The organism is Pseudomonas lalkuanensis, assembly GCF_008807375.1.
GTDB lineage: Bacteria > Pseudomonadota > Gammaproteobacteria > Pseudomonadales > Pseudomonadaceae > Metapseudomonas > Metapseudomonas lalkuanensis.
The window spans coordinates 4,795,006-4,808,452 of the sequence record NZ_CP043311.1 but is presented as its reverse complement, the minus strand read 5'-3'; the positions used below and the strand labels follow the sequence as shown (position 1 = coordinate 4,808,452).

Annotated in this window: 11 protein-coding genes; all 11 read left to right on the top strand. The window is 63.7% G+C overall.

Annotated elements, in window-relative coordinates; translation table 11 throughout:
- The first annotated feature begins 14 nt into the window (after nt 1-14).
- The 11 genes from FXN65_RS22205 (at nt 15) to FXN65_RS22155 (ending at nt 13,208) form a co-directional block, all read left to right on the top strand.
- On the top strand, nt 15-1,043 hold the full coding sequence (locus FXN65_RS22205; RefSeq protein ID WP_151136459.1) for a diguanylate cyclase domain-containing protein: 1,029 nt from the start codon (nt 15-17) through the stop codon (nt 1,041-1,043).
- Between the two features lie 134 nt (nt 1,044-1,177).
- A protein-coding gene (gene prfB / locus FXN65_RS22200; protein ID WP_151136457.1) for a peptide chain release factor 2 occupies nt 1,178-2,273 on the top strand; the annotation gives its coding sequence in 2 pieces (ribosomal slippage) (nt 1,178-1,249 and nt 1,251-2,273; 1,095 coding nt in all).
- A 110-nt stretch (nt 2,274-2,383) separates the two neighbouring features.
- A complete protein-coding gene (lysS, locus tag FXN65_RS22195) occupies nt 2,384-3,889 on the top strand; it encodes a lysine--tRNA ligase (protein ID WP_151136455.1) in 1,506 nt (501 codons plus the stop codon).
- Between the two features lie 197 nt (nt 3,890-4,086).
- Nucleotides 4,087-4,800 (top strand): TetR/AcrR family transcriptional regulator, encoded by a 714-nt coding sequence (locus FXN65_RS22190; protein ID WP_151136453.1) that lies wholly within the window; start codon nt 4,087-4,089, stop codon nt 4,798-4,800.
- 204 nt (nt 4,801-5,004) lie between these two features.
- Nucleotides 5,005-5,559: a hypothetical protein gene (locus FXN65_RS22185; protein ID WP_151136451.1), complete on the top strand. Its 555-nt coding sequence runs from the start codon at nt 5,005-5,007 to the stop codon at nt 5,557-5,559.
- Nucleotides 5,560-5,566: 7 nt separating this feature from the next.
- Nucleotides 5,567-6,856 (top strand): flavohemoglobin expression-modulating QEGLA motif protein, encoded by a 1,290-nt coding sequence (locus tag FXN65_RS22180; protein ID WP_151136450.1) that lies wholly within the window; start codon nt 5,567-5,569, stop codon nt 6,854-6,856.
- A gap of 261 nt (nt 6,857-7,117) precedes the next feature.
- Nucleotides 7,118-8,005 carry an alpha/beta hydrolase gene (locus FXN65_RS22175; RefSeq protein ID WP_151136448.1) on the top strand — a complete coding sequence of 296 codons (888 nt, stop codon included), beginning with the start codon at nt 7,118-7,120 and terminating at the stop codon, nt 8,003-8,005.
- Nucleotides 8,002-8,325 carry a hypothetical protein gene (locus FXN65_RS22170; protein WP_151136446.1) on the top strand — a complete coding sequence of 108 codons (324 nt, stop codon included), beginning with the start codon at nt 8,002-8,004 and terminating at the stop codon, nt 8,323-8,325. Before FXN65_RS22175 ends, FXN65_RS22170 begins: the two co-directional genes overlap by 4 nt.
- 184 nt (nt 8,326-8,509) lie before the next feature.
- Nucleotides 8,510-9,520, top strand: a complete 1,011-nt coding sequence (gene qhpR / locus FXN65_RS22165) for an AraC-like transcriptional regulator QhpR (protein WP_151136444.1) — start codon at nt 8,510-8,512, stop codon at nt 9,518-9,520.
- A 440-nt stretch (nt 9,521-9,960) separates the two neighbouring features.
- Complete coding sequence (locus tag FXN65_RS22160) at nt 9,961-11,820, top strand: DUF1302 domain-containing protein (RefSeq protein ID WP_151136442.1); 1,860 nt, start codon at nt 9,961-9,963, stop codon at nt 11,818-11,820.
- A gap of 26 nt (nt 11,821-11,846) precedes the next feature.
- On the top strand, nt 11,847-13,208 hold the full coding sequence (locus tag FXN65_RS22155; protein WP_151136440.1) for a DUF1329 domain-containing protein: 1,362 nt from the start codon (nt 11,847-11,849) through the stop codon (nt 13,206-13,208).
- Nucleotides 13,209-13,447: the final 239 nt, after the last annotated feature.

The following is a 13,447-nucleotide window of genomic DNA, read 5'->3' as shown; positions in this document are numbered from 1 at the left end:
GCCCGGAGAGTCATATGCAATACCCTTATCGCAGTCAGATGGATGAGACCTCCCCAGGCGGTAGCGGGGTGATGGTCCTCCTGGTGGACGACCAGGCGATGATCGGCGAGGCCGTGCGCCGCGCGCTGGTCGGCGAGCCGGGCATCGACTTCCATTTCTGCGCCGATCCCCTGCAGGCCATCGCCACGGCCCGGCAGATCAAGCCGACGGTGATTCTCCTCGACCTGGTGATGCCGGGCGTCGACGGCCTCAGCCTGCTGGCCGAGTTCCGCGGCATGCCGGCCCTGCGCGATGTGCCGATCATCGTCCTGTCGACCAAGGAAGAGCCAATGGTGAAGAGCGCGGCCTTCGCCGCCGGGGCCAACGATTACCTGGTCAAGCTGCCGGATGCCATCGAGCTGGTGGCGCGCATCCGCTACCACTCCCGCTCCTACGTCACCCTGCTGCAGCGCGACGAGGCCTATCGCGCCCTGCGGGAAAGCCAGCAGCAATTGCTGGAAACCAACCTGGTGCTGCAGCGGCTGATGAACTCCGACGGCCTCACCGGCCTGTCCAACCGCCGCCACTTCGACGAATACCTGGACATGGAGTGGCGCCGCGCGCTGCGTGAGCAGAGCGAACTGTCGCTGATGATGATCGACGTCGACCACTTCAAGGCCTTCAACGACAACTTCGGCCATGTGGCCGGCGACGATGCCCTGCGCCGGGTCGCCGAAGCGATCCGCGCCTGCTGCAGCCGCGCCACGGACATGGCCGCGCGCTACGGCGGCGAAGAGTTCTCCATGGTCCTGCCGGGCACCGCGGCAGGCGGCGCGCGCCTGCTGGCGGAGAAGGTGAGGCGCACGGTGGAGGCCCTGGGCATCCACCACGACATGCCGGCACCGGGTTCGGTGCTGAGCGTCAGCATCGGCGTCGCGACCCTGACGCCGAAGATCGGCCAGGCGTCCCTGGTGCTGGTGGACATGGCCGACCAGGGGCTGTACCAGGCCAAGAACAATGGCCGCAACCAGGTGGCCATGGTGGTGGCCGACGCCAGGCCCTGACGGGGGAGGTGATGCAGGGCGGGCCCGTGCGTCGCCGGATCGGCGCAATTCATGGCCGGCATGCTGCCGGCATTCCGTGACTCGGGTATACTCGCCGGCTTTTCCGAAAGTTTTGCCAGCGAGAGCTTCCAGCCATGGAAATCAACCCGATCCTGAACAGCATCAAGGACCTCTCCGATCGCACCCTGTCTATTCGGGGGTATCTTTGACTACGATCAGAAGCATGATCGTCTCGTCGAAGTAAACCGCGAACTCGAAGACCCCAACGTCTGGAACAACCCCGAATACGCACAGAACCTCGGCCGTGAGCGCGCCCAACTGGCGCAGATCGTCGAAACCCTGGACGACCTCACCGGCGGCCTGGCCGATTCCCGCGACCTGCTGGACATGGCGGTCGAGGAGAACGACGAAGGCGCCGTCAACGACGTCGCCACCGAAATCGAGCGCTTGCGCGAGATCCTCGAGAAGCTGGAATTCCGCCGTATGTTCAGCGGCGAGATGGACATGAACAACGCCTACCTGGACATCCAGGCCGGCTCCGGCGGCACCGAGGCCCAGGACTGGGCCAACATGCTGCTGCGCATGTACCTGCGCTGGGCCGACAAGCGCGGCTTCGACGCCACCATCATCGAGCTGTCCGAAGGCGAAGTCGCCGGCATCAAGGGTGCCACCGTCCATGTGAAGGGCGAGTACGCCTTCGGCTGGCTGCGCACCGAGATCGGCGTGCACCGCCTGGTGCGCAAGAGTCCCTTCGACTCGGGCAACCGTCGCCACACCTCGTTCACCGCCGTATTCGTGTCCCCCGAGATCGATGACAACATCGAGATCGAGATCAACCCGGCGGACCTGCGCATCGACACCTACCGCTCCTCCGGCGCGGGCGGCCAGCACGTGAACACCACCGACTCCGCGGTGCGTATCACCCACGTGCCGACCAACACCGTGGTGGCGTGCCAGAACGAGCGCTCCCAGCACGCCAACAAGGACACCGCCATGAAAATGCTGCGGGCCAAGTTGTACGAGCAGGAAATGCAGAAGCGCACCGCCGCCTCCCAGGCCCTGGAAGACTCCAAGTCCGACATCGGCTGGGGCCACCAGATTCGCTCCTACGTACTCGACCAGTCGCGGATCAAGGACCTGCGCACCGGCGTCGAGCGCAGCGACTGCGACAAGGTGCTGGACGGCGATCTGGACGAATACCTCGAGGCCAGCCTCAAACAGGGACTCTGACCCGCAGGCGGGCGTGTGGATCGACGCACGTCCCGCCAGCCCAGCGAACCCCTGTACCGTGACAATCTTCAAACAGGCGATGTAACGCCTAACCGGGAACCACCAAGACCATGAGCGACCAACAACTCGAGCAGCACGAACTGCAACAGGAAGAAAACAAGCTGATCGCCCAGCGCAAGGAAAAACTTGCCGCCGTGCGCGAAGCCAGGGCCATCGCCTTCCCCAACGACTTCCGCCGCGCCGACTACTTCGCGGACCTGCAGAAACAGTATGCCGACAAGACCAAGGAAGAGCTGGAAGCCGCAGCCATCCCGGTCAAGGTCGCCGGTCGCATCATGCTCAACCGCGGCTCCTTCCTGGTCCTGCAGGACAGCAGCGGCCGCCTGCAGGCATACGTCAATCGCAAGACCCTGCCGGAAGAGACCCTGGCCGAGATCAAGACCTGGGACCTGGGCGACATCATCGGCGCCGAAGGCACCCTGGCCCGTTCCGGCAAGGGCGACCTGTACGTCGAAATGACCAGCGTGCGCCTGCTGACCAAGTCCCTGCGCCCGCTGCCGGACAAGCACCACGGCCTGACCGACACCGAGCAGCGCTATCGCCAGCGCTACGTCGACCTGATCGTCAACGAGGAAACCCGCCACACCTTCCGCGTGCGTTCCCAGGTGATCGCCCACATCCGCCGCTTCCTGTCCGACCGCGGTTTCCTCGAAGTGGAAACCCCGATGCTGCAGACCATTCCCGGCGGCGCCGCGGCCAAGCCGTTCGCTACCCACCACAACGCCCTGGACATGGCCATGTTCCTGCGTATCGCGCCGGAGCTGTACCTCAAGCGCCTGGTGGTCGGCGGCTTCGAGAAGGTCTTCGAGATCAACCGCAACTTCCGTAACGAAGGCGTTTCGACCCGGCACAACCCCGAGTTCACCATGCTCGAGTTCTACCAGGCCTACGCCGACTACGAAGACAACATGGACCTGACCGAGGAGCTGTTCCGCGAACTGGCCCAGGCCGTGCTCGGCAGCACCGACGTGCCCTACGGCGACAAGGTCTTCCACTTCGGCGAGCCGTTCGCCCGCCTGTCCGTGTTCGACGCCATCCTCAAGTACAACCCGGAAATCACCGCGGCTGACCTGAGCGACGTCGAGAAGGCCCGCGAGATCGCCAGGAAGGCCGGCGCCAAGGTCCTCGGCCACGAAGGACTGGGCAAGCTGCAGGTGATGATTTTCGAGGAACTGGTGGAGCACAAGCTGGAGCAGCCGCACTTCATCACCCAGTACCCGTTCGAAGTCTCCCCGCTGGCGCGCCGCAACGACCAGGACCCGAGCGTCACTGACCGTTTCGAGCTGTTCATCGGCGGACGCGAGATCGCCAACGCCTACTCCGAGCTCAACGACGCCGAAGACCAGGCCGAGCGCTTCATGCTGCAGGTCAAGGAGAAGGACGCCGGTGACGACGAGGCGATGCACTACGACGCCGATTTCGTCAACGCGCTCGAGTACGGCATGCCGCCCACCGCCGGCGAAGGCATCGGCATCGACCGCCTTGTGATGTTGCTGACCAATTCGCCGTCTATTCGTGACGTCATCCTGTTCCCGCACATGCGCCCGCAGGCTTGACCCTGGAGTAACGAGAAAAACCGCCTTCGGGCGGTTTTTTCTTGGCTGGCGTCCGGCACGCGAACCTTTTGCCCCGGTGCTGCTCCTACTAGGCGCTCGTCAGGGTCGACAGAGCCACAATCTCGCCAGATCCCGCATTGAATAGCCGGATAAATGGTCAACACTTCACTTTGAGTGAGTTCGGAGGGTTTCCTGTCTTGAACCAGTCGTCCCGCAGTGACAGTGCCGCCCGCGTAGCCAGCGCGGTCGCCGAAAGCGTGAAATACCAGGGCCGCAAGGCCAGTCGCCAGGGCAGCGAGCAGCGGCGCCAGGCGATCCTCGATGCCGCCATGCGCATCATCGTCCGCGACGGTGTGAGGGCGGTGCGCCATCGGGCCGTGGCCGCCGAGGCCCAGGTGCCGCTCTCGGCAACCACCTATTACTTCAAGGACATCAATGACCTGATCACCGACACCTTCGCCCAGTTCGTGGAGCGCAGCTCGGCGGTGATGGCGGCCTTCTGGGCCAACGTGGAGGACGACCTCCAGGCCATGGCCGCAGCGCTCACTCGCGACGGCGACTCGCGTCGGGCGATGACCGACCAGATCGTCGAACTGGCCATCCAGTACGTGCGCAGCCAGCTCGAAGAGAACCGCGACCAGCTCCTGGCCGAGCATGCCTTCCGCCAGGAAGCGTTGCTGAATGCGGGACTCCGTAATCTTGCTGACGCACATCGCCGGATACTCTCGCAGGGCGCGGAGCATTTCTTCCAGGTATTGGGCTCGGCCGAACCTGCCGAAGACGCCAAGGTGTTGACGGCTGTCATTCTGCGGATGGAATATCAGGGCCTTCTCGATGGGGTGGAAAACCTCGACATCGACGAGATGCGAGCCGTCCTGAAACGCTACCTGTATCTGGTGATGGGACTGTAAGGCGCGTAGATCGAACCCCGCCGTGCCGGCGGCTGCGTGAACACTGCTGCGCTCGGCCATGCGTCGTTGAAAGCAGGCTCAGAATTGCTCATTTACTGCATGTAAACTGCGCTTCTTCGCCTGTTTCGCCTAGCCTGGCCATTGTTCGCGACCTGTTCACTTGGCCGGCTAGGCGGGGTTTTTCGTTATCACAAGGAGAGCGAGATGAAAGTCTGGCGTGCCGTGGTCGCCCTGTCATTCCTGCTGTTGGGCGGCTGCCTGGTCACCTTCAAGGATCCCATCCCGGCCAACGAGCCGGCCCCCATCCCCCTTCTCGGGGACTGGACCCGCAAGGATGAGTGGGGCGAGCGTCAATACCTGGAGATCAGCCGCGCTGGCTCCAACCTGTACAAGGCACGCAGCTTCGAAGGCAGCAAGGACAACCTTGAAGGCATGGAGGAGTTCGGCTTCACCGTTGCCCACCATGGCCGCCGCTGGTACCTCTCCGCCGGCTTACCGAAGAAATTCGGCGCCAATTTCGCCATCGCCGGTTTCGAACTGACCACCGACAACGAACTGGTGGTCTACAACCTGGATGTCGAGCGCATCGAGCAGGAAATGCAGGAAGGCAAGTTCCAGGGCCAGTCCGTGGAAATGCCGGACGGCGACGGCTTGCTCATCACCAGCCCGCTGGACGTCGTCTTCGGCTGGCTGGATGACCCGGCCAACTCCGACGTCTTCGTTGAAGTGGCGCGCTATCAGCGTGCTGTCGAGGAGTAAGCTGCCGATGTCCCGTCGCAAGCTGCCCGACGACTACCAGAAGACCATTCGCGCCCTGTCCGACCGTATCGTTCAGGCGCAGACGCCGATCCGCGTGCTGGACGCCGTGAAATGGGACGACAGCGTCCGCCAGGGCTTCCTCAAGCACAAGGGCAAGTCCATGCCGGCGGTGGACCGCGCCTATTACGAGAATCGCCCGCTGGCCTTCGACGCGACGGAAAAGAAGCTGGAGTTCCAGAACATCGAGCGCGACATCACCCGCCACCTGGGGCAGTTCAACCCGGTGGGCCAGATCATGCGGCGCATGTGCAAGGAATACCGCATGGTGATCCGCATGCTCGAAGCGCGTGGCACCGCGGACTTCGGCCTGATTTCCCAGGAACTCTATGGCGCCGCCTCCGATGCCTTCCACGCCGGCGACCCGACCCTGGCCGACCTCGGCCTGATGCTCTCGGACTACCTGAACAACATCGCCGATCGCGGTGACCTCAAGGACGAGGCCAAGACCCTCACCGCCAAGGACGCCGTGGACCTGTTGCAGAGCCGGCTGGGGCCGGTGTTCGGCGATGACACCATCCGTGTGTTCGAGTCCGACGGCATCGTCGCCGACGCCGCAGCCGGTGCCGACTACATCAAGATCCGCGCCGACGCGATGTTCAACGAGCGCGACGTGCGCGCTCTGGAAGTCCACGAGGGGCTGGTGCACGTGGGCACCACCCTGAACGGCCAGAACCAGCCGATCTGCACTTTCCTCGCCAAGGGGCCGCCGTCCTCCACCGTGACCCAGGAAGGCCTGGCGATCCTGATGGAGGTCATCGCCTTCGCCTCCTACCCGACACGCTTGCGCCGGCTGACCAACCGCACCCGCGCCATCCACATGGCGGAGGAGGGCGCCGATTTCCTCGACGTCTACCACTTCTACCGCGAGCAGGGTTACAGCACGGAGGAAAGCTACGGCAGCGCCAGCCGCGCCTTCCGTGGCTCGCTGCCGGGTGGGTTGCCCTTCACCAAGGACCTGTCCTACCTGAAGGGCTTCATCCTGATCTACAACTACATCCAGCTCGCGGTGCGCAAGGGCAAGCTGGAACAGATACCGCTGCTGTTCTGCGGCAAGACCACCCTGGAAGACACCCGCACCCTGCGCCAGCTGGTGGACGAAGGGCTGGTGGTGCCGCCCAAGTACCTGCCGCCGCAGTTCCGCGACCTCAACGCGCTGTCGGCCTGGATGTGCTTCTCCAACTTCCTCAACCACCTCAGCCTGGAGCGCATCGAGGCGGACTACGCCAATATCCTCTGACGGCCGTGCCCGTGACGATTCCAATGGCCGGAACTGCAGGGTGAAGCTGATCCGGTAGGGGCGCCGGGCGCACCGGCGGTCTGACGGGGCCGAGGCGGATACTGGAATCGGTGCGCACAACGCACCCTGCGGCCAAGACCGAGCAAAAGGGGGCGGCCTTCGGTTCGCGGGCTACCGCAAGTCCATGCTCTACGAATGTGGATATTCATTCGCCAACCAGCCCGCAGGGCTGGCCTGTGATGTTTCAGGAAGGAAATACACATGCCCGCTTCCCGCACTCTGCTGATCTTCCTTGCCCTGCTTCTGCAAGGCTGCAGCTCGCTGCTGTTCTACCCGGACAAGCATCTGCCTTTCACGCCGGAGAAGGCCAAGCTGGAATATCGCGACATCCAGCTCACCGCCGCCGACGGTACGCGCCTGCACGCCTGGTGGCTGCCAGCCAAGCCGGGCACTCAAGTGAAGGGCACGGTGCTGCACCTGCATGGCAACGGCGGTAATGTCGCCAGCCACCTGGGCGGAAGTTGGTGGCTTCCAGCCCAGGGCTACCAGGTGCTGCTGCTGGACTACCGTGGCTACGGCCACTCCGAAGGGACGCCGAGCCTGCCGGCGATCTACCAGGACATCGATGCGGCCTTCACCTGGCTCGACCAGGCGCCGGAAGTGCAGGGCAAGCCGCAGGTGCTGCTCGGCCAGAGCATCGGTGGCGCCCTGGCGGTGCATTACCTTGCCGAACGCCCCGGGCGCCGGGACAAACTCAAGGCCCTGGTGCTGGACGGGGTGCCCGCCAGCTACCGCGAGGTGGCCCGGTACAGCCTCTCCAATGCCTGGATCACCTGGCCATTGCAGGTGCCGTTGTCCTGGCTGGTACCCGATGGCGACAGCGCCATTCGTGCCATCGGCGGGTTGCAGGGCCTGCCCATGCTGATCTACCACAGCATCGACGATCCGGTGGTCCCCCTTTCCAACGGCGTGCGCTTGTATCAAGCTGCGCCCCCGCCGCGGGTGTTCCAGCCGGTCCGCGGTGGCCATGTGCAGACGTTCGCCGATCCAACCTGGCGCAAGGTCATGGTGCTTTACCTCGAAGACCCTAAGGGCTTCGTCGGACTGCGCCGGCTGGCTGAAGTCCCGAATACAGAGAGTCCCCAATGAGCGAACGCAATCCCATCCCACTGATCCTCACCGGCATCGGCAGCATTGTCGGCACCGTGATGGTGCTCTGGTACTACGGCTACCTGCACTTCGCCAAACCCGAGGACGCGCTGCTGCTGTCCGACTTCACCATGCTCAAGACCATTCCCGGTGAGGACTACAAGGTTTCCCTGGAGCCGGCCGCCCAGGTCGCCCAGTGCGTCGATGGCGTGCTGGTGCTGTTCGACACCCAGCAGAAAGGCCTGACCGGCGTGCTGGTGGACAACAAGAAGAAGGCCGTGCGCTGCATGGGTGAGGAGACTCCCCAGGAAGTCCGTTGAGGGGCCTGGCCGTCATGGACGCCGTTGCGCAGACGCCGCTTCGGCGAGCCCGTCGCGACCCCGGCCTTTGTGTGCCTCGTTGCTAAAATAATCTGTTACATTTTTGCGGCGGGGCGCTCTGACCCAGGCTCTGCGCTGACCAATAAGAACAACGGACCGCTCCGAGCAGATTCAGGGTTTTCGCATGTCCACAGGCGGCTCTCAGTGTTTCACCATCTTTACCGAGGCCCTGCTGCGCAACTGCAGCGATCAGGTAGCGCCGGTACTGAGTGAGGTGGGGTTGGACGAGTCCATACTGCACGACCCGGCCAGCGAGGTTCCTCTCGCCAAGTATGTCGCGCTGCTGGAGGCGTTGAGCCTGCGCACCGACAGCAACATCGGCCTGAGGATGGGGCTGGATCTGGACAGCACTTCGTTCGGGGTCTATGGCCATGCGGCTCGAAGCGCTACCGATATGGAAATGGCGCTGCGCTGCATGAGCCGCTTCATCGTTGCGCACATCCAGGCAACGCGCCTGGATCTGTCGATCAACGATCACGACGTGATCATCGACTATCAGATCACGGACCCGACCATCTTCCAGCGCCGCCAGGATTCCGAACTCGCCCTCAGCGCCATTCTCAACTGCCTGCGCGAGATCAGTGGCGTCGAGTTCTGGCCGCATCGGGTCGACTTCGAGCATGCCGCGCCGGAAGACCAGCAATTGCACAGGGAAATCTTCCAGTGCCCGTTGCACTTCAACCAGTTGAGTAATCGCCTGCATTTCTCGCGCGACATCCTGAGCCTGCCGCTGCGCACTTCCGATATCCGGCTGTATCGGGCGCTGGAGCCCTTGCTCGAGCAGCAGAGCAAGGTCCGCTCGCAGACAATGGATTTCCTCGGCCGCGTTTCACGGGCCATCGCAGGTTGCCTCTGCCTCGGGGTGGTGAGCCTGGAGCAGATTGCCCGCAGCCAGGGTATGAGCGGTCGAACCTTGCAGCGGCGTCTGGGGGAACTGGGTATCGAGTTCAGCAACCTGGTCGAAGATGTACGCCGCACCCTGGCGCTGGACTACATCAAGAACAAGGAGTACTCGCTGACCGAGGTGGCGCTGCTGGTGGGCTACTCCGAATCCAGCTCGTTGAGCCGGGCATTTCGCCGCTGGACACAACTGACTCCCCAGCAGTACAGGCAGCAACTGCAAACCGGCTCCTGAGCGACGTTTTCGCCGCTGGCCGCTGAGTCGGCGTTGGCGGCCTGCTCCGGCGCGACCGGACGAAGAGCCCACCAAGGCGCTGTTCGAAAGAACCTGCTGCGCCAGCCACCGCGCCGATGCCGCCGGCACGGCGGCGCTTGAAGCCCCCAAGCTGAATTCCTGCACCCTGAGACCGGTCCTTGCCGGTGTTTGCTTGCGCGGGTACGGGGCCCGGTTTCCATGCTCCGACCGGAGTTCCCGGCAACAATCTCGAACGATCTGGCCGCCTTTTCCCGATGACGGTTCGACGCTGCCGGGCTGTCCGCAGCGCTTGGCGTGCTGGGCCAACCACTCTGTCGTGCCGTGTCAATTCTTGGCCAGCCGGCAATGCAATTCTGCTCGCACAGGGAAGTACCCAGTGAATCCGACCAACAAGAAACAGCTTCCAGGCAGACAGCGACATGAAAACAAGAAAAACAGGGGCAAAGGGCATTTACCCGCACGCCCTTGCCCTGGCGGTGGCACTTGCGAGCGTGCTACCGGTCCGGGCGGCCAGCTTCAACATCGGGGAACTCCAGGGGAGTTTCGACTCGACCTTGTCGATCGGCGCCAGTTGGGCAGTGCGCGGTGGCGATCCTGACTTCATCGGCACCGGCAATGGTGGCAAGGCTTCCTCCAGCAGCTCGGACGACAATCGACTGAATTTCAAGAAGGGCGAGACCTTCTCGAAGATCTTCAAGGGCCTGCATGATCTTGATTTGCGCTATCGCGACAGCGGCCTGTTCCTGCGTGGCAAGTACTGGTACGACTTCGAGCTGAAGGATGAACACCGCCTGCTCGAGGATATTGACGACGATGGCCGTGACAATGTCGCCCAGGCCTCCGGCGCCGAGTTGCTCGACGCCTTCGTCTACCACAACTACCAGGTGGCCGATCTGCCGGGCAGCGTGCGCCTCGGCCGGCAGGTGGTCAGTTGGGGCGAAAGCACCTTCATCGGCAATTCCATCAACGCCATCAACCCGATCGATGTCGCCGCCGTGCGTCGGCCCGGCTCCGAGATCAAGGAGGCCCTGACGCCCGTCAGCATGCTGTTCCTGACCCAGGGCCTGAGCGACAACCTGTCCGTGGAGGCCTTCTACCAACTGGAGTGGGAGAAGACCGTACTGGACAACTGCGGCACCTTTTTCGGCAGCGACGTTGCGGCCAAGGGCTGCGACGATCGCATGCGGGTGAACGGCAGCGACTTCGACCGTGCGGCAGGTATCGACGGCACGGGAGTGCCCGGCGGCTACGGCTTCGTGCCGCGTTTGCAGGATCGGGAGGCCCGCGACGGTGGCCAGTTCGGGGTCGCCTTGCGTCTGCTGCTGCCTGAACTGAACGACACCGAGTTCGGCCTCTATGCCCTCAACTACCACAGCCGAACCCCGGAAACCTCGTGGGTCGTCGGCAAGGGGGCCTTTCTCGACCCGGTCGGCGGTTTCGCCGGGCGGGGCGGCCAGAGCAGCGCGCGCTACTTCCTGGAATATCCGGAAGACATTCGCCTGTACGGCCTGAGCTTCGCCACCTCGGTCGGCGAAACTGCCGTGTCCGGCGAAATCAGTCACCGGCCGAACATGCCGCTCGGTATCAACGGTTCCGATCTTTCCGCCGCCGCCACCCTGGGAGCCGCCGCCACCAGCGCTGCGGTCAATGCCGGGTTGCCGGTCTTCGCTAGCGGCTGGGCTGGTTCCAGGTTCGGATCGCCGGTGAAGGGTTACAAGCGCTTGCCCTTCACCCAGGCCCAGGTGACCACCATCAGTACCTTCGATGGCTTCCTCAAGTCGGACAGCACGATCCTCGTCACCGAAGTGGGATACAGCCACGTCGGCGGCCTCGGCTCGACCGACGGCACCGACCTGCGCTTCGGACGCAGCGGCGTATTCGGCAACGGTGAACTGGCCGGCGCCGGCACGGCCCCGGCGCTTGGCGGTATCTCGGGAAACCAGCTCTGCACCCTGGTCGCCAACGCCGCAAACCCGAACCAATGCACCGATGATGGCTTCTTCACCCGCAATTCCTGGGGTTATCGCCTGAGCGCCAGCTTTATCTACAACGATGCCCTGGCCGGCGTGAACCTGAAGCCGAGCCTGGCGTTTTCCCATGACGTCGACGGCTTCGGGCCCACCTTCCAGGAAGGCAACAAGGCCATCAGCATCGGCCTGAACGCCGAATACCTCTCCAAGTACACCGCCACCATCAGTTACACCGATTACTACGGCGGTGATTTCAATGCCAACAGCGATCGCGACTTCGTCGCGGCCAGCTTCGGCGTGAGTTTCTAAGGCCAGACCGGCAGACGAGGTCACCCATGAATCACAAGCAACTTATCCAGGCCGGCTGCCTTGGCCTGAGCCTGGCCGCCTGCCAGGCGCCAGCGGCTGTATCGCCCGAACAGGCCGCGCGCCTGGGCGCCGACCTGACTCCCGTCGGCGCTGAAGCCGCCGGCAATGCCGACGGCAGCATCCCGGCCTGGACCGGCGGCCTGCCGAAGGATGCCGGAAGCAAGGATGCCAACGGCTTCCTCGCCGATCCTTTCGCCGGCGAAAAGCCGTTGTTCATCATCACCGCGGAGAATGTCGGGCAGTACCAGGGCAAGCTGACTCCCGGCCAGTTGGCAATGTTCAAGCGCTATCCGGACAGCTACCGCATCCCGGTCTACCCGTCCCATCGTTCGGTCAGCCTGCCTGACAGGAGCAACGCCGCTACCCGGCAGAATGCCGTCCAGACCCGGCTGGCCGAAGGCGGCAATGGCCTGGAGCAGTTCCAGCCCGGCGGTGTGCCGTTCCCTCTGCCGCACAATGGCCTGGAAGCGATCTGGAACCACATCACCCGCTTCCGCGGCTACTCCGTCAAACGCATCACGGTGCAAGCCTCGCCCCAGGTGAATGGCAGCTACACGCCCAGCGTGATCAAGCAGAACCTCGCCTTCCCCATCGGCCTGACCGACTACTCGGCCGATAAAATGACCAACATCCTGTACATGTTCCGGGAGGAGTTCCTCGGGCCGGCGCGCAAGGCCGGCAACGTGACGCTGGTGCACGAAACCCTCAACCAGGTCAGGGAGCCGCGCATGGCCTGGGAATACAACGCCGGCCAGCGCCGCGTGCGCCGCGCACCGCAGATCGCCTACGACAGCCCCGGCGCCGATGGCATGCGGACCATTGACGACTCCGACATGTACAACGGCGCGCCGGATCGTTTCGAGTGGAAGCTGATCGGCAAGCAGGAGCTGTACATCCCATACAACAGCTATCGATTGGAGTCGCCCAGGCTGAAGTACGACGACATCATCAGGCCCGGTCATATCAATCCGGACCACACCCGTTACGAGCTGCACCGGGTCTGGCATGTGGTCGCCACCCTGAAGCCGGGAGAGCGTCACCTCTACTCCAAACGTGATTTCTACATCGACGAAGACAGCTGGCAGGTGGCCGAGGCCGACGCCTACGACAGCCGCGGCAATCTCTGGCGGGTCGCCGAAGGGCACACCAATTTCTTCTACGACCAGCAGATTCCCTGGTTTGCCGGGGTAACCCATTACGACGTGATATCCGGGCGTTATGCGGTAGGTGCGTTGCACAACGAGGAGAAGGATGGCTACAGGTTCGACTTCCCCGTCACCAGCAAGGAGTTCACCCCGTCAGCGCTGCGCGCCAGCGGCATCCGCTGAGGAATCACAGGACATCGCCGCGGCTGCTGCTTTCCTGCCCCTGATGTCGCTTCGTACCCGGGTGCGGTTCGTCGAGCCATCGGCTGCGGCCATGACAGATACATGAGGAGTCGAAATGAAAAAAGAACCTGTTCCAGGCCGCGTTTCGCCTGCAGAGGAGTGCTCGCAGGCACGTCGCCAGTTCCTGGTGCGAAGCGGTGTGGTTTCCGGAGCGATGCTCGGCTCCGCCGCCTTCGGCG